Raw genomic sequence first — 3247 nt, 5'->3', positions numbered from 1 at the left:
GGCCGGGGCAGGCTCAGGCGGCCCGAGCGCGGGCCGGGCGGGTGCGGGCGGTTCCGGCACGGGCCGGGCGGACGGTTGGCGACCAGTACGGCGGCAGACCCCATCAACGCTCCCCACGGACCGGGCGGACGGGGGGCGGCACCGACGCGGACCGGGTCAGCCGAGGCGGACGAGCTGCTCCATGGCCTCCCGCTCCAGCCGGGAGAGGTCGCGGAGCAGCTCCGCCGCCTCCGTCAGGTGCCGCTCCTCGCCCGTCCCGCCGGCCAGGGTGATCAGTTCGGCCACCCGCGTCCACCGGGTGGCCGCCTCGGTGTAGAGCCGCAGGCCCTCGCGCAGCGGGGCGCTGTCCAGGCGCTGGGCGCACTCGGCGAGGAAGTCGCGGTAGAGGTTGCGGAAGAGCGCGCCGCCGGTGCCGCCTCTCTCCATCAGGAGGGCGGCCTGCGGCAGGTCCCGCGCGGGATCGGCGGCGCGGTCGAGCCATGTCGGCGCCAGCTTGCCGGCCTTCTCGATGCCCCGGTGACCGAGGTTGGCGATGGGCGGGTGGAGGAACGCCTCCGCGCAGGCGGTGATCGCGGGCACGATCCGGCTCCACGGGGAGGGCGCGTCCGCGGGGACGTCGAGGGTGAAGGAGCGGTGACGGGCGGTCATCGGTCCGCGCTCGGCCCGGGCGGCGGCCAGCGCGTCCAGACCGGTGGAGACCGCGCCGCCCTGCTGGTCGGTGTCCACCAGGAGGGCGCGCTCGTCGTCGTAGCCGTAGAGGGCGACGACGTGTCCGCCGAAGTGGACCTTCGACGTGAAGTACTCGAGGTGGTAGCTGTCCAGCTGCAGCCCGACCGGACGCCCCGCCTCCACGGCGGTCACCACGTTCTTCCACGCCGTGCGCGGGGAGGTCGTCTCCCGCACCGTCAGTTCCAGGCCGAGGTTGGCCGCGAGGTTCCGGGTCAGTTCGAACGGCTTGACCCTGCCTCCCAGGAACGGGAAGTCCATGGTCCTGCTGTCCCAGTAGACGAAGGACAGGCCGGAGCCCAGCCCGAACAGCATGGGCTCCGACAGGTCGAGGTCCTGGTGCCGCAGCAGGACCCCCAGGGCCGACGTCTCGCAGTGACGGGTGCCGCGGGGTTCGACGTCTTCGACGATGCTCACCCCTCCATGGTGCCCCGGGGCAAGACGGTTCGCCGGACCGCCGGCCGCGCAGTCGGCGCCCCGCCGAGTCGTCCGTGCTCCGCGGCGGGGGCCGTCGCCCCCGTGGCGGGGACCGTCGGCGCGCCGCCACGGCCGACGGCCCGGCCCCGGGGCACGATCGGGCTCACGGGTCGCCGCCGCGGACGGGTGCGGGGCCCGGAGCCGAGTGACCGAGGAGGACGAATGACCACCGACACCGTCGGCCGGTTCCTGCACGCCCTGAGCCCCGACCACCGCGCGGACGTCGAGCGGCGTCCCCGCGAGGAGCAGGAGCGCCTCGCCGACGCCTGGGAGACCGAACTCGCCGACGACCAGGACCTGGACACGCTGAGCGAGCTCTCCGTCCCCGCCGCGGAGAGCGAGGCGGCGGCGCGGGTGATGCGCAAGCTGGGCTGATCCGCCCCCCTGGCAGCGTCCCGGCGGCGGCCCGTCGGTGTCCGCCCGTCCCGTCCCGGTCGCCCACCCACGCGGGCGGGCGCGGGTTGATTCTCGGGGACGCGGACACCAAGCTGACTCCGCACATCGAGGAGAGGACCGCCGATGACCGAGGCCGGACACCCGTTCCGCCGTTACGTCGCTCTGGGAGACAGCCAGACCGAGGGCATGGGGGACGGTGACGACGCCTCGGGGCTGCGCGGTTTCGCCGACCGACTGGCGGAGCGGCTCGCCGAGGACGCGCCCGGCCTCGTCTACGCCAACCTGGCGATACGCGGGCGGGTCGCCGGGCAGGTGCGCGCGGAGCAGCTGGCGCCCGCGCTGGCCCTGCGCCCCGACCTGGCCACCGTGGTCGCCGGGGTCAACGACCTGCTGCGGCCGAAGTTCGACGCCGACGAGGTGGCCGGTCACCTGGAGGCGATGTTCGTGGCGCTGACCGCGGCCGGCGCGCGGGTCGCCACGGTCACGTTCCCGGACCCGGCCGGGATGACGCCGCTGGGCCGGGCGCTCACCCCGCGGGCCCTGGCGCTCAACGACCGCATCCGCGAGGCGGCCCGGCGGCACGGGGTCGCGCTGGTGGACGCGGCCGCTCACGCGGTGATCACCGACCGACGGCTGTGGAGCCCGGACCGGCTGCACGCGAGTCCGCTCGGTCACGAGCGGATCGCCGCCGCCCTGGCCCACGCCCTGGAACTGCCGGGCAGCGACGACACCTGGAGGCGCCCGCTCCCCCCGGCGGCCGCCGCGCCGCCCGTCGGCCTGCACGCCTTCACCACCGAGCTGCGGTGGCTCGGGTCCTTCCTGGGGCCCTGGCTGATCCGGCGGCTGAGAGGCCGGTCCTCCGGGGAGGGCCGCACCGCGAAACGTCCACAGCTCCTGCCGCTGCGGACCACACCCGGACTGGAATGATGACGCCATGTCAGTCATTCACCGAACGACGATGGCTCCCACGAAGGTGGAGCTGCTGACCGCGTGGCTGCCCGGCCGCCCCTGGTACCGGGGCACGGGGACGCCCCGGCTGGAACGGGCCGGCGGTTTCCGGCTCGACGATCCCGCCGGGGAGGTGGGCATCGAGTTCGCGGTGCACGAGGACGCCGACGGCACCGTGTACCACCACGCGATGACCTATCGCGGCGCGCCGCTGGAGCGGGCCGAGGAGGCGCTGATCGGCACCAGCGAGCACGGGGTGCTGGGCACCCGCTGGATCTACGACGCGACCCGGGACCCGGTGGCGGTCGAGCGGATCGTGGCGTTGCTGCGGGGACGCGCGGTGCCGCAGGCGCAGAGCGAGAGCGACACCCCGGACACCTCGGTGGTGGCCTCCTACGGAGGGCCGCTGCCGGGCGGGGTGACCGGGTCGCCGTCCGTGGTGGACGGCGAGAGATGGACGGACGTGCTGCTGGACGGCGTCACCCTGCGGGTGCTGCGGGTGCTCGAGGAGACGCCCGAGGGCGAGAGGGCCGGTCTGCTGCCCGCGGGCGTCACCGCGGGCTGGACCGGCGGGGGCGAGCCGCGGCGCGGGGCCTTCGTCCGGGTGCTCCCCGCCTCCCTGCCGGTCTGACCTCCCTGCCGATCCGGCCGCCCGCCCGCCGTCGCCCGGCGGGCGGCGCGCGGCGCGCGGCGCGCGGCC

General features: G+C 75.8%; 4 protein-coding genes. 3 read left to right on the top strand and 1 reads right to left on the bottom strand.

What is annotated here, in order from left to right; genetic code table 11:
* Positions 1 to 156: 156 nt before the first annotated feature.
* Complete coding sequence (locus ACFRAV_RS31285) at positions 157 to 1143, bottom strand: BtrH N-terminal domain-containing protein (protein ID WP_382560983.1); 987 nt, start codon at positions 1141 to 1143, stop codon at positions 157 to 159.
* A 222-nt stretch (positions 1144 to 1365) separates the two neighbouring features.
* On the opposite strand from ACFRAV_RS31285, the gene ACFRAV_RS31280 reads away from it, so the two are divergent.
* The 3 genes from ACFRAV_RS31280 to ACFRAV_RS31270 all read left to right on the top strand — a co-directional run bounded on the left by ACFRAV_RS31280 (position 1366) and on the right by ACFRAV_RS31270 (position 3178).
* Positions 1366 to 1578 (top strand): hypothetical protein, encoded by a 213-nt coding sequence (locus tag ACFRAV_RS31280; RefSeq protein ID WP_351117303.1) that lies wholly within the window; start codon positions 1366 to 1368, stop codon positions 1576 to 1578.
* A 144-nt stretch (positions 1579 to 1722) separates the two neighbouring features.
* The gene (locus ACFRAV_RS31275) at positions 1723 to 2526 is read left to right on the top strand and encodes an SGNH/GDSL hydrolase family protein (protein ID WP_382560980.1); all 804 of its coding nucleotides are present in this window, start codon (positions 1723 to 1725) and stop codon (positions 2524 to 2526) included.
* A gap of 31 nt (positions 2527 to 2557) precedes the next feature.
* Positions 2558 to 3178 carry a 1,4-alpha-glucan branching protein gene (locus ACFRAV_RS31270; RefSeq protein ID WP_382560979.1) on the top strand — a complete coding sequence of 207 codons (621 nt, stop codon included), beginning with the start codon at positions 2558 to 2560 and terminating at the stop codon, positions 3176 to 3178.
* The last annotated feature ends 69 nt before the right edge of the window (positions 3179 to 3247 follow it).

The organism is Streptomyces sp. NPDC056600 (assembly GCF_042792855.1).
Taxonomy (GTDB): Bacteria; Actinomycetota; Actinomycetes; order Streptomycetales; family Streptomycetaceae; genus Streptomyces.
Note: the sequence above shows the minus strand (reverse complement) of the source record. Positions and strands in the feature narration are given on the sequence as shown.